The following is a 20,886-nucleotide window of genomic DNA, read 5'->3' on the forward strand; positions in this document are numbered from 1 at the left end:
GAAGCCATGCAACGCGTACTCCGCGACACCCAGGCCAACCAGGACGCCGCAGCAGCGCTTGAGCAGACGGTGGGACACATTCGCCAGCACTTTCCGCCGAGCATCGCCCACCTCTATGCCATACCGCGCCAGGGCCGTGACGGGGTGCTGGAGTGGTGGACAGCGCTGGAAGGCCAGCCGCACCTCTACGCCAGCCTCGAACGCCAACAGCAAGCAGCGCTGCTGCAGCGCTATGAAGAACGCCAGGCGGCAGTCCAGCAACTGGCCCAGGAGCTCGACCGACGCGGTCAGGGCGCGGCGGCCCAGGCGCTGAACAAACTGATCGGCGCCCCGGACCTGAACAACCTGTACAGCATCAATGGCGAGCCGCTGGTGGTGCGCTGGGGCCAGCCACAACCCGCGCCAGTACCGCTTGCATCCAGGCCACCCGCGCCGCCTGTTGCCGCGCCCAGGCCCGCCCCAGCACCACCGCCGCCCCGCCCGGTGCGTGCGCGTCGCCCGCTGGTACTGTGGCCTTGGCTGCTGGGCCTGTTGCTGCTCGCCCTGCTCTACGGCTTGTACCTGTGGTGGCCGTCGTTGCGCCAACTGTGGACAAGCCTCACCCCACAAGCCCAGGTCTGCACACCGGGCGGCAATTTCCAGGCCTCGGAGTTTGCCGTGGTGCTCGACACCTCGGGGTCGATGGATGAGCGAATTCGCATCAAGCGTGAAAACGAAGCGTGGTACATCACCTTGCTGCGCCAGGTACCGCTGGTGGAGGAGTTCCTGCCCTACGACACCAACCAGCGCGTCTCGCGCATGGATGTCGCCAAAAGCTCGCTCACGACCGTGATCCAGAACCTGGACCAGGGCATCGACATGCGCCTGGTGACCTTCGACGGCTGCCGCACGCCCGTGGACCATGGGGTGTTCGAACCCACGCAGCGTAGCGACCTGACCCAGCGCATCGATCAGTTGCAACCCCAGGGCGGGACCGCGCTGGGCATCAGCCTGGAAGCGGCCGCCGCAAAAATGAACGGCCGTGACCGCGACGGGATGATCATCATGTTCGTCGACGGCAGCGACAGCTGTGGGCAAAGCGTATGTGCCGTGTCACGCCAGATTGCCGCGCTACAACCTCGGCTGCGCATCAATATCGTCAACATCAGCGCCAGCTCCGGCTCCAACTGCGCGGCCGAAAACACCGGTGGCCGGGTATACACCGCCAACGATGCCGCCGCGGTGGCAGCCGCGTTGCAGCAGGCGAGCCAGGAGGTTTCCAGCGCATCCGGGTGCAATTGAGGCAAAATACAGCGGACTGATTCGCATTAAGCTTATCGGTCCGCTGGAATTCCTCAGCAAGAGAAGGATCTTTATGAAACACCTCGCTTGGATCCCGGCCCGTGTGGTCGGGATGTTTTGCTGTCTGTTCATGTTCACCCTGGCCCAGGCCAAGGATGATGGCACCGACCCCTCCGTCACCATTGAAAAGGATATTCAACGCACCGTCGTTGCCGAAGACGGCAGCTTCGAGACCACGCAGGAGCTGGTCACGCTCATCAACGAAGAGCGCGCCATCCAGTACCGCGCCCAGCATTCGCTGTACTATAACCGCACCCTGGAAACCCTCGAGGTGGTCCAGGCCTATACCCAGAAGCCCGACGGCCGCAAGGTGGTGGTCAGCGCCGAGCAGATCAAGGAACAGCAGGAACAACAATCGGCACAGGCGCCGATGTTCCATGACAGCCTGGTCAAGGTGGTGATCTTCCCGGAAGTGGCGGTGGGCGACCGGCTGGTGCTGAACGTCAAGAAGCAGCGCAAGACGCCGCTGTTCCCCGGCCAGTTCGAAGACCTGGCGATGCCGCAGTTCCATCCCACCCAGCAGTTCACCCAGATCTACGACCTGCCGGCGAACCTCAAGCTGCACGCCGACGCCAGGGGCTTCAAGGCCAAGCCGCCCAAGACCGCTGGTGGACGTACCGTGTACCAGTGGGACTATGTGCAGGGCGACAATGCCCGTATCGAAATGGGCGCCGTGGCGTACTCGGACTACGGCAAGTACCTGGCCGTCTCGACCTTCGATGACTACAGCGCGTTCGCCAAGGCCTATGCCGAGCGGGCCAAGCCCGAAGTCACCCCGGCCATCCGTGAACTGGCCCAGTCGCTGACCGCCAAGCTCGACAACCCTCGGGACAAGGCCCTGGCCCTGGGCGACTGGGTGCGTCGCAACATTCGCTATGTGGCGGTGTACATCGGCGCCGGCAGTGTTGTGCCCCATGCGGCCGATACTGTACTGAGCAACCGCTACGGCGACTGCAAGGACCATGTCGCCCTGCTCGAAGCCCTGCTGGCGGCGGTGGACATCGACAGCACCCCGGCACTGATCAACCTGGGCAATGCCTTTGCCCTGCCCAAGGTACCGACCCTGGGGGTGATCAACCATGTAATCACCTACCTCCCGAGCCAGAACCTGTACCTGGACTCCACCGTCGAGTCCATCGCCAGCGGTTACCTGCCGGTTCCGGTACTGGACAAACCCACCCTGCTCACTCGCACAGGCACCCTGGGTCACACCCCGGCCACCCAACAGAGCAAGGTCGAGAACAGCACCACCTTCACCGTGGCCAACAGCGGCGCCGCTGACTTCCAGCATGTTTCGAAGATCGACGGCTGGGCGGCAGAGCTCAACCGCTGGGGCGTTCGCAACATGACCCCGGCCCAGCGCGACCTGATGGTCCAGCAGATCCTCGCGGCTTACGGCCAGACCGGTAGCGGCAAGACCAACAGCGGCGACCTGGAAGGCAGCGGCGCGTTTGAAGTGCAGATCACCGGCCGCAGTGAAAACCTGGCCAACCTGCCCGGTCCGATCGGTGTGCCCACCCTCACCAGCCTGGCTGGCGGCATCGCCCAGAACGTGTTCGGCTTTGTTGCCGAGAAGCAGCGCACCCAGCCCTTTACCTGTATTTCGGGGGTGAACGAGGAGCAGGCACGCTACGAATTCCCGGCGGATGTGAAGATTCTGGCCGCGCCAAAGTCGGTGACACTCAAAGACGCGTTCATTGACTACACCGCCGAGTACACCCAGCAAGGCAACAGTGTGGTGGTCAAACGCCGCATGGACTTCCACTACCCCAAGGCGGTCTGCAGCGTTACCGACTACGAGAAGATGAAGCCTGTGGTAGACGCCATGCTCAATGACCTGAACAGTCAGATCATCGTGCATAAGAGTTGAGATCTAACGCCCGAACACTGGTTGTGGGTTAAACAGGAGTTGTCATGGCAATGGTTCTTTGCCGCGGTTGCGCCAGGCAAATGAATGAAGCCGCTGCGAGTTGTCCACACTGTGGTGCGCGCAAGGGGCCTGCAAACAGTTTTCAGGCCTCGCGCACAGGGTCTGCGTGGATGGGCATCCTGTCACTGATGTCCGGTATTGTTTGTACAGCATCGCTATTCGATGTATCCCCATGGAGCCAGACGACTTTTGCCGCGCTGGGGATGATTGCAGCAACAGGTCTGGTGCTCGGCACCCTGAGCATTGTGCGCCGTACTGCGGGTAGCAATTGGGCCACTGCCGGGGTTGTTCTGTCGGGTGTTTCATTGTGCGGGTTGATTGGAAAAGCTGTCATCTAACTGTGAGGGATAACAAATGAATATGGTTTTTTGCCGGGGTTGCGCCAAAGAGATCCATAACACTGCGCTGACATGCCCACAGTGTGGAGCACCACAAGGCGTAGTCGCTGCCCAGTCGGCGTCTGCGCCGGCGGCCAATGGCAACTGGTATTTCGAAGTGCTGAAGAAGTATTTCGTGATTTCCGGGCGCGCGCGCCGGAAAGAATACTGGATGTTTTTCCTCATCAACTTGCTGGTAGCCATGGGTATCGGCTTTTTTGAGGGGCTGCTCGGTAGCAGCGGCATTACATCGACCCTGTACAGCTTCGCCATGCTGATACCAGGCATCACCGTGGGTATTCGGCGGATGCACGATACCGACCACCGCGGCTGGTGGCTGCTGGTTCCCTTCGTCAACATCATCTTCCTGGTGATGGACAGCACGCCCGGACCAAACCGCTTCGGCCCGAACCCGAAGGGTATTGATTGATCGACAACGGATTCAGCTGGTGCAAAAGCGGCCTGTACAGGCCGCTTTTTTTTGGGGGGCCGTCATGTGCAATGCCAGACACGGGTACCCGCCTAGTGACCATGACGTTTTTCAATCGCATCGATGACGCTTTCTCCCTTGCCCTGTAGCCATCTGTACACGATTCTGTAGGTATCTGCCGTCATCAACGTCCAGCATTGCAGAGGCCTCTATGAAAACCGTGGCACAGCTTCTAAAAACCAAAGCCCAGCAGCACCATCAGGTGCATACCATTGGCCCCGACCATATGGTGCTCGATGCGCTCAAGTTGATGGCCGAGAAGAACGTCGGCGCCCTGCCGGTGGTCGAGGGCGGGCATGTGGTGGGGATCGTCAGTGAGCGCGACTATGCGCGCAAGATGGTGCTCAAGGGTCGCTCATCGGTCGGTACGCCGGTGAGCGCGATCATGAGTGCGCCAGTGATCACGGTGGACCCGCACCAGAACATCGAGTACTGCATGAACATGATGACCAACAGCCACCTGCGTCACCTTCCGGTGGTGGAGAACGGCGAGCTGCTGGGCCTGCTGTCGATCGGTGACCTTGTAAAAGAGGCCATCGCCGAGCAGGCCAACATGATCCTGCAGCTGGAACAGTACATTCGCGGCGATTGACTGGCCGCGCCTTCCTTCAGCGGTATTCGCCCTCCAGCTCGTCGAGCTGGTGGTCGAAGCTGCGCAAACGTGCCGACCAGGTATACACCAGCACTTCCAGATCGCGGTTGAGTACCGCCCCCCCGCGGCCGCTGCTTTGCTGTGAATCGCACAAGTCCAGTTGGTACCGCTCGCGGGCCATCGCCGTGGCAACGGTGGACAGCTCTCGGGCATTGTCCAGCCAGTGGCGGCGCAGGTCGTGGGTTTCCTTGTCCAGCTCGCGGCACTGGCGTTTTAGGGCTTCGAGGCTTTGCTCCAGTGGCGTCCCTTCTAGCTCGCCCATGACTTCCTGGAAAGTCCGCCCCGGTTGCCAGTAGCTGCCCCAGAAGTAACGGTCGAATACGGTCTCGACCCGGCGCAGGGCCACCTTGGTGTTCCAGATGGCGACCAGCGTACGCCCCTGGGCCAGTTGGCGTTTGCTGACCCGCAACTGCTGCCAGGCAATCCAGGCCAGCGCAGTCAAGGCAAGCGCCCCGATCACGCCCCCGGCGGCATAGAGAAACACCATCGCCTGATGCAGTTGGTAGGTCTGTTTGACACCATAGAAATAACCGACAGTCAGCAGCCCCAAGGCTGTCACGGCACACCAGAAACCGACGGCATAGGGATCTTTCATTGGCGCTATCCCCCTGTTGTTTTTTTTTGAGCATAGCAACGCCGAACGCCGGTATCAGGTGCCGCTCAGCGTTTATTTCGCAGGGCCTCGTTGAGCTGGTCGAACATCACCGCCCAGTCGGCATCCTCGTTCACGCTCTCCTGCAGAAAGGCCTTCTGGGCCGGTGTCCAGAACGGCGCATCCACCAGTTTTATGTCGCCCTTGAGCGGCGAATGGCTGGTAATGAACTGGTCGATACCGATCGGATCGTCGGGCAGGCCCAGCTGTTTGAACAATTCAGAGAACTTGTGGTTGGGTGCTTCCATGGGACACTCCTTCGAGCCAGGCCGGGCATCCACGACGCCAGCCTGGCAGTGGGTTGATCATCAGCAAACCTCGCGCACTTCGGCGCTCGGCACCAGTTTCAAGTACTGCGCCATATTCATGTGGATCAGGTGGTCGTGATCGCCGGCCTCGACGTAAATGTCGCCCTGGCGGGTAAGGGTAGGGTCGACCAGCATCTTGATCGAGTAGGCATCGCCCATCGCCGGGATGGCACCGCGCTCGCAATCGCCAAACAGGTGAGGCAGGTTGCTTTCCGAGGTCATGTGCCACTGGCCGGTGGCCTGTACCTTGCTCATGTCCAGGTGACGGTTGGCCGGTAGCACGGCCATCAGGTAGTTGCCGTGGCGGTCGTCGAGCATGACCGACTTGGCTACCCGCTCGGCGGGCACTCCTGCCATGCGTGCCGACTCAAGGCTGGTGGATGAGTGCGCGTGAGGAACGATGTCGTAGTCGCAGCCGGCCTTGTCCAGGCATTGCTGCAGCGTTTTTGCCATACGCATGATGCACCTCCGGTTTAGCCCCCCACTTCTGAAGTTTAGGCCGTGCTGCCCAGGGCTGCGGACTAAACTTAGTAGACACGCACAAACCGGGTGAATTCAGGTGATCGCGCGTTGGTGTCGGTACCTGCTACTGCTGCTGTGGCTCGGCGGGCTCACGGGCAGCCAGGCTGCGCCCGGCCAGCCGGTGCTGGTATTGAGTATCAACGGTGCCATTGGTCCGGCCAGTGCCGACTACCTGATCCGTGGTCTGGACCATGCCACTGGCGCGCAGGCGCAGCTGGTGGTGATCCGTCTCGACACCCCAGGCGGGCTCGACAGCTCGATGCGCGAGATCATCAAGGCGATCCTCGCCAGCCCAGTCCCGGTGGCAAGCTTTGTCGCCCCCGGTGGTGCCCGGGCCGCCAGCGCCGGTACTTACATCCTCTATGCCAGCCATGTGGCGGCCATGGCCCCGGGCACCAACCTGGGCGCCGCCACGCCCGTGCAGATCGGCGGCCTGCCCGGCCCGGCTGCCCCACCAGCGGCACCAACCGGGGACAAGCAGGCCCCGCAGAGCGATCAAGACACCCTGACCCGTAAACAAGTCAACGACGCGGCGGCCTACATCCGTGGATTGGCCCAACTGCGCGGGCGCAACGCCGACTGGGCCGAGCAGGCGGTGCGTGAAGCCGTGAGCTTGCCCGCCAGCGAAGCCCTGCGCCTGAAAGTGATCGACCGAGTCGCCAACGACCTGCCCGACCTGCTGCGTCAGCTCGACGGCAAGACGCTGGAGGCGGCCGGACAAACGGTGCAACTCGATACCGCCACCGCGCCGGTGATCGAACGTCAACCCGACTGGCGTACACGCCTGCTGGCAGTTATCACCAACCCAAGCGTGGCGCTGATTCTGATCATGATTGGTGTGTACGGCCTGATGTTCGAGTTCATGAGCCCAGGCTCCGGCGTTGGCGGGGTGATCGGCGGCATCTGCCTGTTACTGGCCTTGTATGCCTTGCAACTGTTGCCGGTGAGCTATGCCGGGGCCGGGCTGATACTGCTTGGCGTGGCCTTCATGGTTGCCGAGGCGTTCATGCCCAGCTTTGGCGTGGTCGGCTTTGGTGGCATCGTCGCCTTCGTGGTGGGTGCAGTGATCCTGATGGACACCGACGTTCCCGGTTTCGGCATCCCCTTGCCGTTGATCCTGTTCCTGGCCCTGTTCTCGGCGCTGCTGCTCGGCGGCGTGCTGGGCATGGCCATGCGAGCGCGCAAGCGTGCGCTGGTCAGCGGTGATGCCGGGCTGGTCGGCAGCCTGGCTACGGTAATGGCCGTGAACGACAGCGACCCGTTCATCGGGTCTGTTCAGGCGCAGGGTGAGCAGTGGCAGGCCCAGTGTCAGACACCACTGCAAGTGGGACAACGCGTCCGGGTGATCTCACGCAAGGGCGTACTTCTGGACGTCAGCGCTGCGGCAGATGCTGTGGTGCAAGGAGATTGAGCATGTTTTTCGAACTGGGCTTCGGGGCATTGCTGGCATTGATCGCAGTGCTGTTGCTGTCGGCGTTTCGCATCCTGCGCGAGTACGAGCGTGGCGTGGTGTTCCAGCTCGGGCGCTTCTGGCGGGTCAAGGGGCCGGGGCTGGTGCTGCTGATTCCGGGCATCCAGCAGATGGTCCGGGTGGACTTGCGCACCGTGGTGCTCGACGTGCCGCCGCAGGACGTGATTACCCGCGACAACGTCTCGGTGAAGGTCAATGCCGTGCTGTACTTTCGCGTGCTGGACCCGCAGAAGGCGATCATTCAGGTCGAGGACTTTCTCATGGCCACCAGCCAACTGGCCCAGACCACCTTGCGCGCGGTGCTGGGCAAACATGAGCTGGATGAATTGCTGGCCGAGCGCGAACGCCTGAACCTCGATATCCGCCAGGTGCTCGATGCACAGACCGATGCCTGGGGCATCAAGGTGGCCAACGTCGAGATCAAGCATGTGGACCTCAACGAATCGATGATTCGCGCCATAGCCCGCCAGGCCGAGGCCGAACGTGAACGACGGGCCAAGGTGATCCATGCCGAAGGTGAACTGCAAGCGTCGGAGAAGCTGATGCAAGCGGCCGAGATGCTTGGGCGCCAGCCGGGGGCCATGCAGCTGCGCTACATGCAGACCCTGGGCAGCATCGCCGGGGACAAGTCGTCGACCATCGTGTTTCCGTTGCCGATCGAGATGCTCAAGGGCTTTGTGGACAAGTGACCTGTGGGAGCAACTGTCTTGAACCACGACCGCTACGCGGTCGCTCACAGGCCGTCGCCAGCGGCTACACGGGCAACCTGTAGCCGCTGGCGACGAACGAGGCTGTGATCGACTGCGCAGCAGTCGCCAAAGGCGAGTAGCTGTCTTGCACAGACAATTACCAACCACCACCCAGGGCCAGGAACAACCCGATCTGCCCCATTGCCACCTGGGTATTGGCCATGGCCAGTTGCGCGCGCATGTCGGTGTAGGTACGCGTAGCCTGCAGATCCGCCAGGAACGACTCACGCCCGGCCTTGTAGAAGCGGTGGGTCTGGTCTGCCGCCAGTTGCGCCGATCGTTCGGCGTCGGCCAGGGCGTCACGGCGCTCCAGCAAGGCGCTGTACTTGGCCAGGCTGGTCTGGGTTTCACGGATGGCGTTGAGTACCACCCCGTCAAAATGCGCCAGCGCCGCCTGGGTCGAGGCTTCGGCCTGGCGGATACGTGCTCGCGAACCGTTGGTCGGCACGGTCCAGGTCAGCAGCGGGCCAAAGCCCCAGCGGTTGGTCGCCGGTTCGCCTAGGTTCTCCAGAATACCGATGGTGCCCACCTGGGCGCCGATGCTGATATCCGGGTACAGCTGACCCGTGGCTACGCCAATGGTCGCCGTGGCAGCGGCGAGGCCGCGTTCGGCCTGACGGATATCCGGGCGGCGCTTGAGCAACGCGGCACCATCACCCACCGGCAGTACCTGCGCAATATGCGGCAGTTCCGCGCAGTCGGCGGTACCCGCTGGTAGTTGGTCAACCGGCTGGGCCAGCAGCATCGACAGCGTATACAGGCCGGCTTCGCGCGCTGCCTGGTAACGAGGCAGCTCGGCACGCAACGACTTGAACTGGGTCTGCGAACGGGTCACCTGGGTTTCGTCGCCGCGCCCGGCGTCGCGCAGGCGCTGGGTCAGGTTCACGCTTTGCTCCTGCAGGTCCAGGGACTCGCGGGCGATGTGGTACTCCTCGTTGGCCGCACACACCTGGGTGTAGGCGCGGACCACATCGGCCACCACGGTGATGCGTGCGGTATCGGCCGCGGCCTGGGTGGCATCGGCATTGGCCTGGGCGGCTTCGACGCCGCGCTTGAGGGTGCCCCACAGATCGAACTGGTAAGAGGCGCTGATAATCGCCTCGCCGATGTTGGCCACCGGCACTTTCTCAGGCTGCAGGAAAGCTTCGCCGGACTCCTGCAATCGCTGGGCACCGAGCTTCACACCCCCATTGAACCCGCCCTGGGATTCGGCCACTTCAACCTGTGCGCGGGCACGGGCAATGTTGGCGGCCGCCACACGCAATTCGGTGTTGGCGGCCAGGGCCTGGCTGACCAGGGTGTCGAGACGCGGATCCTTGTACAAACGCCACCAGTCCCTGGGCACCGGCGCCGACACCACGCTATCGGCATCCTGGCGCAGCTCGCCTTGCAGGTCGGGGCGCTGGACCGCCGCCTGCTCAGGCACCTTGTAGTCCGGCCCGACCATCTGGCAGGCCGACAGCATCAGGCTCAGGCCCAGTAGCGACAGGCGTTTCATTGGTCTTTACCATCGATGATCGACACCGTCGCAGTACGCCCGGCGATCATGCGAAAGTCGGCCGGCACTTCGTCGAAGGCGATCCGTACCGGAATCCGCTGGGCCAGGCGCACCCAGCTGAAGGCTGGATTGACGTTGGGCAGCAGGTTGGCGCCGCTGCTGCGGTCGCGGTCTTCAATGCCGGCGGCAAAGCTCTGCACATGACCGCGCAAGCGAGTGCTGTCGCCCATCACGCGGATATCCACCGCCTGGCCGATGTGGATGCCCGACAGCTTGGTTTCCTCAAAGTAGCCATCCACATGGTAGGAGTTGCTGTCGACCACCGAGAGCACCGGCTTGCCCACGCTGACGAACTCATGAGGGCGTGGCGCACGGTCGTTCAGGTAACCCTCTACCGGGCTGCGCACCACCGATCGGTCCAGGTTCAACTGCGCCGCATCCACCGCCACCTGCGCCTCGGCCAGCGCCGACTGCGCCCGCGCCTCGCGGGACTGACTCTCTTCCAACTGTTCCTGCGCCACCAGGTTACCCAGGCCACGGTTTCGGCGGGCTTCACGACTGGCCTGGGCCAGGGTTTCCTTGCGCTCGGCCAGGGTGGCCTGGGCATGCCGCAGGGCCAGCTTGAAGCGGTCCTGGTCGATGGTGAACAGCACGTCGCCGCGCTTGACCACCTGGTTGTCGCGCACCTCGACCTGCTGGATCAGTCCGGACACGTCGGGGGCGATCTGGATCACGTCGGCGCGGATATGCCCGTCGCGGGTCCAGGGGGCAAACATGTAGTACATGACCATCTGCCAGACCAGTACGGTCGCCAGGGTCACTACCAGCAGGGTCAGGACCACGCGGCCCAGGGTCAACAAGGGTTTTTTCATGGCAGCATCAGGTTTCGGCAAAAGTGGTCGACCGTGCCGAGCAGCACGGCGTAGAGCGCAACGTTGAACAACGCCCGGTGCCAGACCAGGCGGTAGAAATGCACACGGGTGAGTACGGCGTGTACCCCGAGAAACAACAGGTAGGTCAGGACCATCATCACCAGCAGCGTAGGCAGGAAAACCCCGCTGATATCCAGTTCACCGATCACAGGGGCGCTCCATCGATGCCATAGGGGAGTTGCGGCTGATCGTCGGAGGGCTCCAGCACCACTTCGACGCCCGGCAGCAGCGCCAGGCGCAGGCCGCTCAAGGCGTGTAGCAGGTGAACACGGGCTTCGGCGCTGTCGGCCAGGTCGTTGAGGTTAAGGGCGCGGCGGGCGCGTTCCATGCTCTGCAGCAACGCAGGCGGCACATGCAGGCGGCGACGGGCGTCCAGGCAGGCCTGGAAGTGTTCCCCCACCTCCTCCACCACCTGTTGCAGCAACTGCCGTGGCTGCACGCCTACCCGCGGCATGTACGCGAGCAGGTCGAGCAGGTTCAGGCCGGCGCGCAGGTCGCGCAGGGCGGTACCCGTGTCCTGGCCGGTCTGGATCAGACGCGGCAGGTGCTGCATCAGACGGTCGAGCATCTGCACACCCAACCGCCGATGCTCGGCCAAGGAGGCCGGCTGGGTCATGCCAACGATGTCGCGCCAACTGAAGCGAGTCATGCGCTTGGCTGCCAGCTCCACACCGAACGGGCGCATGACCAGGGTCCAGATAAAGGCGAACAGCAATCCTACCGGCCCCGCCAGGTTGGAGTTGACGAAGGTCAGGAAGTTGGCGTCGTAGGCCCCCTGAATGCTGATGAACGAGGCGGTGTTGACGATGGTCAGCAAGGTGCCGAGGTAGAACTGCGGCTGTACGGTCAGGGTTCCCACACAGATGAACGGCACGGCGAAAGCCAGTACCAGCATCGGGAAGTCATGCAGGTTGGGCAGCACCAGGAACAGATAGAGGCTGGCAAATACCACCGACGCCGCCGTCCAGAAGAAGAATCGGTAGATCTGCGGCGCCGGGTCGTCCATGGCAGCGAAGAAGCTGCAGGCCACGGCGGCGAGAATCACCGCACTGCCGCCATCGTTCCAGCCCGATAAGATCCACAAGGTGGTGGCGGCTATGATCGCGGTGACGGTGGAGAACACCGAGTAGAGCATCAGCCCACGGTCGAAGAACGGCGTCAACCGACCCAGGCGCCAGTGCCGGTACACCGCACGCCAGGGCGAGAGGTCTTCATTGCGGATGGCATGCTGCAGGCTACAGCAGTCCTGCCAGAGGTCGACCCACTCGACCAGGCGGTACAGCGCGTTGGACAACAACAGCGAGGCACGTTCGTCGAGGTCCATGGCGCTGGGCTGCAGGTGTTCAAGCTGTGCGCGCAAGGTCGACCAGCGACTCGGTGCGGCATCACTGGCAGTGCTTTGGAGCCACTCTCGAGCCTGCTCCAGCACGGGTTTGAGCTGTTCGGCCTGCACCGGCGCGCGGGCTTCCAGGGCCAGCAAGGCATCGTCCAGGGCGTCGACCACCGGCAACAGGTGGATCATCCGGCCACGCAGCTCGCGAGCGTTTTTCACCGTCTGCGGGCGGGCACCTTCGTGGGACAACTGGCCAATCATCAGCTCCAGCGAGTTGAAGGTGGTGACCATCGAGGCACGCAGGCTGCCGACGGTTTCGGGCGAGGCCGTGCGAGCAAGAAAGGTATCGCTGTAACGGATCGCTTCGTTGAACCAGTTGCCCGTGGCTCCCACGACTACCGGGGTCAGCCTACGCGGCCAGAAAATGGCGCCCACCACGGCCGCAACAACAATGCCCAGGCAGATTTCCTGGGCACGAGACGAAGCGATGTCGAACACCCTGAGCGGGTCATCGACTACTGGCAGGGCGATCATCGGCAAGGTGTAGCCAGCCAGCATCAGGGCATAGCTGTTGGCCGTACGCAAATGCAGCGAAAGGAACAACAAAGTGCCGGTCCACAGAGCGATCGCAATGGTCAGCAGAACTGGCGTCTGCACCAGCAACGGCACCAGGAAAACCGCCCCCGCTGCTCCCAGCAAGGTGCCCATGGCACGGTACAGCGCCTTGGAACTGGTGGGACCGACAAAGGGGCTGGAGACGATGTACACCGTGGCCATGGCCCAATAAGGACGAGGCAGCTGCATGAGCAAGGCGATGTACAGGGCGATCATCGAGGCGGCGAAGGTGCGTACGCCATAGAACCAGTCGCGGGCCGGCGGCAGGGTGCTGAAGAAGCCCTTCATGACGGTACGCCCGGGGTACGTTGGGCAGCGGCTTCAAAGGCGCGCAGTACACGCAAGGTGGCCAATAGGTCCGCTTCGTCGATGCCTTGCAGCACCTCGCGGCGCAGGCGTACCAGTTCGCCTTCGATGGCCTCGGCCAGTACCCGGCCGCTTGGGGTCAGGCTCAAGGCCTTGGCGCGGCGGTCCACCGGATCACCACTGCGGCAGACGAACCCGGCATTGCACAGCTGATCGAGCAGACGTACCAATGACGGGCTTTCCAGCCCTGCGGCCTGGGCCACCGCCACCTGATGCACGCCATCGCCCAGGCGCACGATCATCAGCAACGGCATGGCACAGGCTTCGGAAATACCGTAGCCGGCCAGGGTCGTCTGGCAGATCCGCCGCCAGTGCCGACCGGCCACCACCATACCGCTGCTGATGTTCTGCTGCAGTGCATCTAAAGTCATGGAAGGAAGGTCGTCGCTATATTCATAGTTTGCTAACTATCAATATACTTCTTCCCCCACCCCCGGCGTCAAGCCTGGCAGACAGGCGTGATGCTCATGGCTGCAATTGATCGTCGAGCTTCATGTTCAAGGCCAGTGGGCTGCCAAGGTTGATGGCCTGATCGCGCCAGAACAGGTAGCGCAAGGCATTGCTGGAGATGCTGAAATGCACGGCCAGCTCTTCGGCCGCCTGCATCACTCCAGCCACGGCCGCCAACTCCAGCCAATAGATGCCGGCCTTATGGTCGACCCCTACTGTTTGACCATGTAGCAGCCGGTAGCCGACTTCAAAGCGGCAACGTGCATCGCCCCGCTGCGCCCCACGCAGGAACCAGCGGTAGGCCTGGTGCAAGTCGACAATCCAGAGCTGCTCGTCGCTGTCACAGACTTCTTCCTCGAAGAGGTCGCCCAGCGCCGCAGCGGCCTCCTCAAGGCCACGCTCGAAGGCTTGCTGGTAATACTCCGCTGCAGAGGCATAGGCCACTTGCACACCCTTGCCGAAGTAATACTGCTGGCCCAGGTTGAACCAGGCCGGCGCACTGCCCTGCAACGCCGCCATGCGCAGCAAGTGCCCGGCAAGGGTGGGATCGGCTCGCCAGTACTTGCCGTTGAGCCAGATCCAGCCCAAGTCGTTGAGCGCCGCCACATTACCCTCGAGCGCCTGGCGGCGCAGGTCGGCGTACAGCGCCTGCAGGTCGCTGGCCTCTTCCAGTCGGTTGATCAGGCTGTAGCTCTCGCCCAGCACCGCGCGCTGGCTGGGCATGCCCACCCCGGCATACAGCCGCTGCAAATGGCCGGGACGCCCGGGCGCAGGGATGACACGCTCGGGCAGTAAGCGCTCGAGCAGTGGGTAAATGTTGCTGGCAGCTGACATGTTCATCCTCATTGAACAACCCACGGATCCGACAGCGGGTGTAATGAGGCGTGATTCTGCGCAGGATCACGACAAAACCTGTCGCGAACGATTCGGTCGGGGCAAATCAACTGCTCGTCCTTGATCTGGATACATAAATGGCCAATTGCCATATCATTGCGTTGAGGCCATGCTACAACCGCAAGATTAGACAAGGACGCCATCTTTTGCCCTCTGCCACCACCCGTGCCACCCTCAGCCGTCAATGGGAGTTGCTGCGCCAGTTGCCCAGCCGCTCACCGGGATTGACCAGTGCCGAGTTGGTTGCCCGCCTGCAGGACGCAGGCTTTTCCATCAGCAAGCGCAGCATCGAACGGGACCTGAACGAGTTGTCGTTGATCTTCCCGCTCGAGCGTAATGACAAGAGCATCCCGTATGGTTGGCACTGGGCAGCCAATGCCTGCGTCGAACTGCGCGGAATCAGCGTCAACGAAGCCCTGAGCCTTGCCCTGGTCGAAGAAGCGGTTCGACCGTTGCTGCCCGGTAGCATGCTCAAGGTGCTGGATGCGCGCTTCAGCCATGCCCGGCAAAAGCTTGAGCACCTGTCCGGGGCGAACAAGGTTGCGCGCTGGCTGGACAAGGTCGCCAGCGTGCGCGCCGACATGAACATGCAGGCCCCGGAAGTGCCCGACAGCATCCTGGAAACGGTGCAGCAGGCCTTGCTTGAGGAGTACCAGCTGCACTGCCAGTACTACTCCGCACACAACGACAAGCTGAGCGAACTGACCCTCAATCCGCTGGCCTTGATCCAGCGCGGCCAGATCAGCTACCTGATCGCTACCGCTGTGCCCTACGGCGATATTCGCCAGTTCGCCGTGCATCGCTTTCGCAAGTTGCGCATCCTCGATCAAGCCACCCAGGGCTTGCGTGATTTTGACCTGCAGGCTTACCTGCGCAGCGACGCCTTGCAGTTTGGCGATACCGACAAGATCGAACTGCAGGCCTGGATCAGCGATAACCTGGCGCGCCTGGTGCGCGAGACGCCGTTGTCGGTAGACATGCGACTCACCCCATTGGAGCGGGGCCACCGCTTGCAGGCGACGGTGAGCAATAGCTGGCAGTTACGCTGGTGGCTGTTGAGCCAGGGGGATGGGCTGATCGTTGAGCAGCCCTTGGCGCTGCGCGAGCAGATTGCTCAGACCTTGAGTAACGCAGCGGCCCAGTACACTTGATAGCGAATCGCGGGGCCAGCCCGCTCCTACCGTAGGAGCGGGCTGGCCCTGCGATGCTTTTAACGTTCGCGCAGTGCTTCAGCCCGTGCGCGGATGATCGGCTTGAGCAGGTAGCTCAGCACACTCTTCTTGCCGGTGATGATATCCACCGACGCCACCATGCCAGGGATGATCAGCAGCGGGTTCTCGTCCGTGCCCAGGTGGCTGCGCTCGGTGCGCAGCTTGATCACGTAGAAAGTGTTGTTGTCTTCATCGGTGATGGTGTCGGCACCGATCTGTTCCAGCTTGGCCTTGAGGCCACCGTAGATGGTGAAGTCATACGCGGTGAACTTGACCATGGCTTCCTGGCCCGGGTGCAGAAAGGCAATGTCTTGCGGACGAATGCGCGCTTCCACCAACAACGTGTCATCCAGCGGTACGATCTCGACCAGGTCGCTGCCCGGCTGGATCACGCCACCGATGGTATTCACCAGCAGTTGCTTGACGATGCCGCGCACCGGTGAGGTCACCAGGGTCCGGCTGACACGATCATCCAGAGCCTTGCCGGTGGCCTGGGCCTTGCTCAGGTCGGTACGTGCTTCATTGAGCTGGGTGAGCGCTTCGCTGCGGAATTTGCCGCGCGTTTCATCGATCTTGCGCTCGACCTCCTTGATCGCCGACTCGGCACGCGGAATGGCCAGCGAGGTGGCGTCCAGCTGGCCACGGTTCTCCACTTCGGCACGCTTGAGCCGCAGCACTTCAACCTGGGAGATAGCACCCTGGGCCACCAACGGCTCGGACATGCCGATTTCCTGACGCAGCAACTGCAGGCTGTTGCGGTACTGGCTCTGCTTGGAGCTGAACTCACGCAGTTCCTGTTGACGTTGCACCAGCTGTTCCTGCAGGCCACCGATCTCGTCTTGCAGTTGCTGGCGACGGCTCTGGTACAGGGACTCTTCGTTGGCCGCCTGGCTGGGCGCAGCCTTGCGGATTTCTTCGTCGATCTTCAGTGGGCGATCCTCGACCTCTGCACTCAGGCGCTCGACCCGCAGGGCCATGGCCAGGCGGTCAGCTTCGGTCTCACCGACGTTGGAAACGAAGCGGGTGTCATCCAGGCGTAACAGTGGGTCGCCAATTTCGACGATCTCACCCTCTTTGGCGTAGATCTGCGCCACGATGCCGCCTTCCAGGTTCTGGATTTTCTGCAGCTTGGACGACGGGATCGCCTTGCCTTCACCGCGGGTGACTTCGTCGATAATGGCGAAGTTGGCCCAGAGCCCCAGGAACAGGAAGAAAGCGATAACGCCCCAAATCGTCAACCGCACGATGCGCGGCGCATCTTCGATCAGCGCCTTGTTGACCTCGGGCAGTGGCTGGCCGCTGAGTGACTCGGAGCCTTTGAAGTATTTACGCAGGCTGTCCTTGAACTGTCCCATATCCATCTTAAGCAACACTGATCTGCCCCTTCTTCAGCGCATCCATGACGGCGGCTTTCGGGCCATCCGCAACAATCTGTCCACGGTCCACGACGATCAGGCGATCAACCAGTGACAACAACGATGCCCGGTGGGTAACCAGGACCACGCTCTTGTTCTCGATGACGGCTTGCAGGCGTTGCTTGAGACGTTCTTCGCCGGTGTTGTCCATGGCGCTGGTCGGTTCGTCGAGCAGCAGGATTTGCGGGTTGAGCAACAGTGCCCGGCCCAGGGCGACGTTCTGGCGCTGACCACCGGAAAGGTTCTGGCCACGTTCACCGACCTGCAGCTCATAGCCTTGTGGGTGCAAGCGGGCGAATTCGTGGACACCCGACAGCTCGGCGGCTTGCAGCACCATTTCGTCTTCGACGTAGCGGGCACCGCTGACCAGGTTGTCGCGCAGTGTACCTGCCAGCAGTTGGATGTCTTGTGGGACGTAGCCGATGTTGTGGCGCAGTTCACTGACGTCGATCTGGCGAATGTCCACGCCATCCACCAGCAACGAGCCCCGGTCGGCTTCATACAGGCCGACCACCAGCTTGGCCAGCGAGCTCTTGCCCGAGCCGCTGCGACCGATGATGCCGATCTTCTCGCCCGGGCGAACGGTCAGGTTGATGCCCTTGAGGGCCAGGTTCTGCTGGTTCGGGTAGGTGAAGTCGACACCCCGGAACTCGATGGCGCCTTGCAGCACCCGACGGCTCAACGGACGCTCTTCGAAGTTGCGCTCTTGCGGCAGCTCCATCATCTGGTCGGTAGAGACCATGGTGACCTTGGCCTGCTGGTAACGGGTCAGCAGTCCGGAGAGCTGGCCCAATGGACCCAGAGCACGACCACTGAGCATGTAGCAGGCGATCAGGCCACCCATACTGAGGTTGCCGGCCATGATCTGGTAGACACCGGCACAGATCAGCGCCACACCCGCCAGTTGCTGGATCAGCAAGGTGATATTCATCGCCAGGCCCGACAACACCTTGACCCGCAGCTCCAGGCGGCTGAGGGTACCGATGGTCTGCTCCCACATGTACTGGCGTTCGCTCTCGGCGTTGTTGACCTTGACCGCATCGAGGCCAGCCAGGGTCTCGATCAGGCTCGACTGGCGCTCGGAGGCCAAGGCCATGGTCCGCTCAAGCGTTGCGACCAGGGGTTTCTGCAGGGCATAGCCGATACCCAGCGCCAGGGGGAAGGCAATGATCGGGATCCATACCAGGTGCCCGCCGATGATGGCGATCACCAGCAGGATCAGCAGGGTGAAAGGCAGGTCGATCAGGCTGGTCAGGGTCAGCGAAGCGAGGAAATCACGCAGCCCCTGGAACTCGTGGATGTTCTGGGCAAAGCTGCCGACCCTTGCCGGGCGGTACTTCATCGCCATGCCCACGATGCGCTCGAACAGCGTGGCGGAAATGATCAGGTCGGTCTTTTTACCGGCAAGGTCCAGGCACAGGCTGCGCAAACCCTTGAGGACAAGATCGAAAAGGTAGGCACCACTGATACCGATGGCCAGCACCCAGAGGGTCGAAGTGGCCTGGTTGGGTACCACGCGGTCATAGACGTTCATCACGAACAGCGGCGCGGCCAGGGCGATCAAGTTGATCACCAGGCTGGCGGCGATGGCGTCGATGTACAACCAACGGCTGCGCTTGAGGGTGTCACGGAACCAGGAGCGCGCGCGCGGGATCAAGGTGCCGTGATTGACGTCGAACTTGTGCTGCGGCTGGGCGAAGAATACTCGCCCGCTGTAGTCGCTCTGCAGGGCTTCACGACTGACATGCACCTCGCCGCCGTCGCTCTCGCTGAGCAACAGCCGTGCGGTGTCTTCATTCTCCCAACCCAGCAAAATTGTGCTGCGACCATCCTTGAGCAGCAGCATGGCCGGCATGGCGATGCTCGGGATCTGCTCAAGCTTGCGCTGCAGCAAACGCCCCTGCAGACCGGCACGGGCCGCTGCACGAGGCAGCAGCTCCGGGCTCAGGCGCTGGGCCGGCAACGGCAGGCCGGTGGTCAGCATCGCCCTGCTGGCAGGTTTCTGGTGCAGCACACAGAGCGACAGCAGGCTGTCCAGCAACGGATCGTCGTGCTGGCTGCGTGGATCAAGGGTGAGTTGGACTCGACTGACTTCTGATTCCACGCGGCTTCTCTTGATAGTTGCGGTTGGAGATTAATGCGAGCCTCAGTTCATCCCTGGCAGGCTCACTTTAGGTTTCATATCGTTCTGCACAACAGTGGCCATCGGCGCGACTACACCCTGGCTCTTGAGCAGCTGACCAATGGTCGCCTTGATTCGATATTGAGTAAACACTTGAATGAACTTCACTTCCGTCAGGCGGCGCTGGGCAGTGAAGAGTTCGTTCTCGCTATCGAGCAAGTCGAGCAAAGTACGCTCGCCCAGGCTGAATTGCTTCTGGTAGGCAGAGCGCACACTGCTGCTGCGATCGACGTATTGCTGGGCAATAGGCAATTGCGCGTTGGCGTTATCCAGAGCATTCCATGCCAAGCCTAATTCCTCATTGAGCTGGCGCAAGGCATTGTTTCGAATGTCCAGCGCCTGGTTGGTCAAGTACGACTTGGATTCCAGGTCGGCCTTGTTACTACCACCCGCGTACAAATTGAAGCTCATGCGAAGCATAGCTTGCCATTCGTTGTTGTGGCCGTTCATTCCATCAAGATCGTTATCGGCAGTGCGGCCCAGTTCTGCATCGAAACGTGGATAGAACGAAGACTTCGCTGTCTGGTACTGCTGCTCTGCCGCCGCAATATCGGATTCAGCCGAGCGCAGGATCGGGCTGCTCTCGATCATTTGCTGACGGGCTTCATCAAGATTGGCCGGCAGCAAATCGATAAACGGCGCCGGGGCACTCAACTCTTCAGGCAATTGTCCAACAACACTGAGGTAGTTAGTCTTGGCGTCTGCCAGGTTGGTCTGCTCGGTGATCAGGTTGTTCTGGGCCTGGGCCAGACGCGCTTCGGCCTGGTCAAGGTCGGCCAGCCGGCCTACACCGCGGGCGGTACGCAGTTTGATCTGGTCGAAAATACGTTCGTGGCTGCGCAGGTTGTCTTCGGCCAGACGCACCATCTCGCGACGGGTCAGAACATCCAGGTACACCTGGGCTACGGTCAATGCGGTGCGCTCCGAGGAGCCCAGCAAGGAATAGGCGCGAGAGTTAACGGTGGCTTGTTGACGCCCTACTTCACTGGAGGTGGCAAAACCGTCAAAAACCATTTGCCGCAGACGGACGCTGGACTCGCCGCGGTTCAACGTCTCCCAGCGGTTGCCGGTACTTGGGCTATCAGTGCCTTCACGACCGTAGCCAGCCAGCACATCGACCTTCGGCAGGTAGCCGCCCTTGGCAGCCCGCAGCTGGTAGTCGGCAGCAATACGGCTGTTGACCCCGGCCTGAATTTCGGGATGCACCTCAAGGGCTTTCTGCATGGCCTCTGGCAGGGATTGTGCTTGAACAAAACTGGCGGCGAGGGCGAAGGGAAGAGCAGTGAACAGTGACGCGCGCATTTAACTTTTTTCCCAGGGACATCTTGTCCCAAATCACAGCAAATAACGTTGCTGCATTCGAAAATGGCAACCGATTTGACCTTATGTCGGAAACTTCCGGAGAGGTACTCGAACGTACGTAGGAAGAGTGGCAGCCGCTCAAATATCAATGTGACATTACGGGGCCGATTGTTTAGGATGGCGAGAGGAAGGTCAA

The 20,886-nt window shown here is 62.0% G+C and carries 20 protein-coding genes; 8 read left to right on the forward strand and 12 right to left on the reverse strand.

The window, feature by feature from the left end:
* The first annotated feature begins 6 nt into the window (after positions 1 to 6).
* The 5 genes from ABVN19_RS21815 (at position 7) to ABVN19_RS21835 (ending at position 4,730) form a co-directional block, all read left to right on the forward strand.
* Positions 7 to 1,281 carry a VWA domain-containing protein gene (locus ABVN19_RS21815; protein WP_028943814.1) on the forward strand — a complete coding sequence of 425 codons (1,275 nt, stop codon included), beginning with the start codon at positions 7 to 9 and terminating at the stop codon, positions 1,279 to 1,281.
* A 73-nt stretch (positions 1,282 to 1,354) separates the two neighbouring features.
* Complete coding sequence (locus tag ABVN19_RS21820) at positions 1,355 to 3,211, forward strand: DUF3857 and transglutaminase domain-containing protein (RefSeq protein ID WP_256585832.1); 1,857 nt, start codon at positions 1,355 to 1,357, stop codon at positions 3,209 to 3,211.
* Between the two features lie 44 nt (positions 3,212 to 3,255).
* Positions 3,256 to 3,609, forward strand: coding sequence for a hypothetical protein (locus tag ABVN19_RS21825; protein WP_105641838.1), 354 nt, complete (start codon positions 3,256 to 3,258; stop codon positions 3,607 to 3,609).
* A gap of 22 nt (positions 3,610 to 3,631) precedes the next feature.
* Positions 3,632 to 4,078, forward strand: coding sequence for a DUF805 domain-containing protein (locus ABVN19_RS21830; protein WP_105641891.1), 447 nt, complete (start codon positions 3,632 to 3,634; stop codon positions 4,076 to 4,078).
* Positions 4,079 to 4,289: 211 nt separating this feature from the next.
* Positions 4,290 to 4,730, forward strand: coding sequence for a CBS domain-containing protein (locus ABVN19_RS21835; protein WP_028943812.1), 441 nt, complete (start codon positions 4,290 to 4,292; stop codon positions 4,728 to 4,730).
* Positions 4,731 to 4,746: 16 nt separating this feature from the next.
* Here ABVN19_RS21835 and ABVN19_RS21840 read toward each other — a convergent pair whose 3' ends face one another.
* The 3 genes from ABVN19_RS21840 to ABVN19_RS21850 form a co-directional block, all read right to left on the reverse strand.
* Entirely contained in the window at positions 4,747 to 5,385 is a 639-nt protein-coding gene (locus ABVN19_RS21840; protein ID WP_028943811.1) for a hypothetical protein, read from the reverse strand.
* Positions 5,386 to 5,450: 65 nt separating this feature from the next.
* A complete protein-coding gene (locus ABVN19_RS21845; RefSeq protein WP_028943810.1) occupies positions 5,451 to 5,690 on the reverse strand; it encodes a DUF2789 domain-containing protein in 240 nt (79 codons plus the stop codon).
* Between the two features lie 60 nt (positions 5,691 to 5,750).
* Positions 5,751 to 6,209 carry a YbaK/EbsC family protein gene (locus ABVN19_RS21850; RefSeq protein WP_028943809.1) on the reverse strand — a complete coding sequence of 153 codons (459 nt, stop codon included), beginning with the start codon at positions 6,207 to 6,209 and terminating at the stop codon, positions 5,751 to 5,753.
* A 100-nt stretch (positions 6,210 to 6,309) separates the two neighbouring features.
* On the opposite strand from ABVN19_RS21850, the gene ABVN19_RS21855 reads away from it, so the two are divergent.
* Complete coding sequence (locus ABVN19_RS21855; RefSeq protein ID WP_028943808.1) at positions 6,310 to 7,683, forward strand: nodulation protein NfeD; 1,374 nt, start codon at positions 6,310 to 6,312, stop codon at positions 7,681 to 7,683.
* A 2-nt stretch (positions 7,684 to 7,685) separates the two neighbouring features.
* On the forward strand, positions 7,686 to 8,432 hold the full coding sequence (locus tag ABVN19_RS21860) for a slipin family protein (protein ID WP_028943807.1): 747 nt from the start codon (positions 7,686 to 7,688) through the stop codon (positions 8,430 to 8,432).
* Between the two features lie 157 nt (positions 8,433 to 8,589).
* On the opposite strand, the gene ABVN19_RS21865 is transcribed toward ABVN19_RS21860, so the two are convergent.
* The 6 genes from ABVN19_RS21865 to ABVN19_RS21890 all read right to left on the reverse strand — a co-directional run bounded on the left by ABVN19_RS21865 (position 8,590) and on the right by ABVN19_RS21890 (position 14,520).
* Complete coding sequence (locus ABVN19_RS21865) at positions 8,590 to 9,990, reverse strand: efflux transporter outer membrane subunit (RefSeq protein ID WP_028943806.1); 1,401 nt, start codon at positions 9,988 to 9,990, stop codon at positions 8,590 to 8,592.
* Positions 9,987 to 10,862 carry an HlyD family secretion protein gene (locus ABVN19_RS21870; RefSeq protein WP_028943805.1) on the reverse strand — a complete coding sequence of 292 codons (876 nt, stop codon included), beginning with the start codon at positions 10,860 to 10,862 and terminating at the stop codon, positions 9,987 to 9,989. The genes ABVN19_RS21865 and ABVN19_RS21870 overlap by 4 nt, the downstream gene beginning before the upstream one ends.
* Positions 10,859 to 11,071 carry a DUF1656 domain-containing protein gene (locus tag ABVN19_RS21875; RefSeq protein ID WP_028943804.1) on the reverse strand — a complete coding sequence of 71 codons (213 nt, stop codon included), beginning with the start codon at positions 11,069 to 11,071 and terminating at the stop codon, positions 10,859 to 10,861. Before ABVN19_RS21875 ends, ABVN19_RS21870 begins: the two co-directional genes overlap by 4 nt.
* Complete coding sequence (locus tag ABVN19_RS21880) at positions 11,068 to 13,158, reverse strand: FUSC family protein (RefSeq protein WP_105641837.1); 2,091 nt, start codon at positions 13,156 to 13,158, stop codon at positions 11,068 to 11,070. The genes ABVN19_RS21875 and ABVN19_RS21880 overlap by 4 nt, the downstream gene beginning before the upstream one ends.
* Positions 13,155 to 13,607, reverse strand: a complete 453-nt coding sequence (locus tag ABVN19_RS21885; protein ID WP_028943802.1) for a MarR family transcriptional regulator — start codon at positions 13,605 to 13,607, stop codon at positions 13,155 to 13,157. The genes ABVN19_RS21880 and ABVN19_RS21885 overlap by 4 nt, the downstream gene beginning before the upstream one ends.
* Positions 13,608 to 13,701: 94 nt before the next feature.
* Positions 13,702 to 14,520, reverse strand: a complete 819-nt coding sequence (locus tag ABVN19_RS21890) for a tetratricopeptide repeat protein (RefSeq protein WP_105641836.1) — start codon at positions 14,518 to 14,520, stop codon at positions 13,702 to 13,704.
* Positions 14,521 to 14,726: 206 nt separating this feature from the next.
* On the opposite strand from ABVN19_RS21890, the gene ABVN19_RS21895 reads away from it, so the two are divergent.
* On the forward strand, positions 14,727 to 15,731 hold the full coding sequence (locus ABVN19_RS21895) for a WYL domain-containing protein (protein WP_028943800.1): 1,005 nt from the start codon (positions 14,727 to 14,729) through the stop codon (positions 15,729 to 15,731).
* Positions 15,732 to 15,790: 59 nt separating this feature from the next.
* On the opposite strand, the gene ABVN19_RS21900 is transcribed toward ABVN19_RS21895, so the two are convergent.
* Genes ABVN19_RS21900 through ABVN19_RS21910 form a run of 3 tightly spaced genes read right to left on the reverse strand, consistent with a single transcriptional unit; the run spans position 15,791 to position 20,690 of the window.
* Positions 15,791 to 17,164, reverse strand: coding sequence for an HlyD family type I secretion periplasmic adaptor subunit (locus tag ABVN19_RS21900; protein WP_028943799.1), 1,374 nt, complete (start codon positions 17,162 to 17,164; stop codon positions 15,791 to 15,793).
* Positions 17,154 to 19,310, reverse strand: coding sequence for a type I secretion system permease/ATPase (locus ABVN19_RS21905; RefSeq protein ID WP_105641835.1), 2,157 nt, complete (start codon positions 19,308 to 19,310; stop codon positions 17,154 to 17,156). Before ABVN19_RS21905 ends, ABVN19_RS21900 begins: the two co-directional genes overlap by 11 nt.
* Before the next feature lie 42 nt (positions 19,311 to 19,352).
* On the reverse strand, positions 19,353 to 20,690 hold the full coding sequence (locus ABVN19_RS21910) for a TolC family outer membrane protein (RefSeq protein ID WP_105641834.1): 1,338 nt from the start codon (positions 20,688 to 20,690) through the stop codon (positions 19,353 to 19,355).
* Positions 20,691 to 20,886: the final 196 nt, after the last annotated feature.

It is taken from the genome of Pseudomonas vranovensis, assembly GCF_040438935.1.
GTDB lineage: Bacteria > Pseudomonadota > Gammaproteobacteria > Pseudomonadales > Pseudomonadaceae > Aquipseudomonas > Aquipseudomonas vranovensis.

Coding starts and splice junctions, on each gene's coding strand:
- ABVN19_RS21820 (WP_256585832.1), top strand. CDS start 1,355: ATGAAACACCTCGCTTGGATCCCGGCCCGTGTGGTCGGGATGTTTTGC.
- ABVN19_RS21840 (WP_028943811.1), bottom strand. CDS start 5,385: ATGAAAGATCCCTATGCCGTCGGTTTCTGGTGTGCCGTGACAGCCTTG.
- ABVN19_RS21830 (WP_105641891.1), top strand. CDS start 3,632: ATGGTTTTTTGCCGGGGTTGCGCCAAAGAGATCCATAACACTGCGCTG.
- ABVN19_RS21910 (WP_105641834.1), bottom strand. CDS start 20,690: ATGCGCGCGTCACTGTTCACTGCTCTTCCCTTCGCCCTCGCCGCCAGT.
- ABVN19_RS21865 (WP_028943806.1), bottom strand. CDS start 9,990: ATGAAACGCCTGTCGCTACTGGGCCTGAGCCTGATGCTGTCGGCCTGC.
- ABVN19_RS21815 (WP_028943814.1), top strand. CDS start 7: ATGCAACGCGTACTCCGCGACACCCAGGCCAACCAGGACGCCGCAGCA.
- ABVN19_RS21885 (WP_028943802.1), bottom strand. CDS start 13,607: ATGACTTTAGATGCACTGCAGCAGAACATCAGCAGCGGTATGGTGGTG.
- ABVN19_RS21880 (WP_105641837.1), bottom strand. CDS start 13,158: ATGAAGGGCTTCTTCAGCACCCTGCCGCCGGCCCGCGACTGGTTCTAT.
- ABVN19_RS21845 (WP_028943810.1), bottom strand. CDS start 5,690: ATGGAAGCACCCAACCACAAGTTCTCTGAATTGTTCAAACAGCTGGGC.
- ABVN19_RS21890 (WP_105641836.1), bottom strand. CDS start 14,520: ATGTCAGCTGCCAGCAACATTTACCCACTGCTCGAGCGCTTACTGCCC.
- ABVN19_RS21860 (WP_028943807.1), top strand. CDS start 7,686: ATGTTTTTCGAACTGGGCTTCGGGGCATTGCTGGCATTGATCGCAGTG.
- ABVN19_RS21850 (WP_028943809.1), bottom strand. CDS start 6,209: ATGCGTATGGCAAAAACGCTGCAGCAATGCCTGGACAAGGCCGGCTGC.
- ABVN19_RS21835 (WP_028943812.1), top strand. CDS start 4,290: ATGAAAACCGTGGCACAGCTTCTAAAAACCAAAGCCCAGCAGCACCAT.
- ABVN19_RS21870 (WP_028943805.1), bottom strand. CDS start 10,862: ATGAAAAAACCCTTGTTGACCCTGGGCCGCGTGGTCCTGACCCTGCTG.
- ABVN19_RS21825 (WP_105641838.1), top strand. CDS start 3,256: ATGGCAATGGTTCTTTGCCGCGGTTGCGCCAGGCAAATGAATGAAGCC.